Genomic DNA, 225 nt, shown 5'->3' with positions numbered 1-225 from the left:
GACCTTCGGCAATGGTGATGACCTTGCCGCTGTCCAACGTCACGGTGACCGGACCGTTCTGCGCGGTGACCGGTTTGCCCTGGGCATCGGTCAGCGTGGCGGTGTAGGTGATGGTGCCGTTCTCGTCCACGCTCGGGGTCGCGGTCAGGGTTACCGTGGTGGTGTCGTTGACGTCGTTGACCGTGGTTTCCACCGGGCTCTTGATCGGGTTGATGGACTCGAGGT

The 225-nt window shown here is 63.1% G+C and carries 1 protein-coding gene; it reads right to left on the bottom strand.

Features of this window, described 5'->3' with window-relative positions; translation table 11 throughout:
• Positions 1 to 225, bottom strand: a 225-nt coding sequence (locus KW846_RS29880) for an immunoglobulin-like domain-containing protein (RefSeq protein WP_218486482.1), incomplete at both ends; no start/stop codon positions are given.

This window comes from Pseudomonas sp. PDM32 (assembly GCF_019219225.1).
Lineage (GTDB): Bacteria > Pseudomonadota > Gammaproteobacteria > Pseudomonadales > Pseudomonadaceae > Aquipseudomonas > Aquipseudomonas laurylsulfatiphila.
Note: the sequence above shows the minus strand (reverse complement) of the source record. Positions and strands in the feature narration are given on the sequence as shown.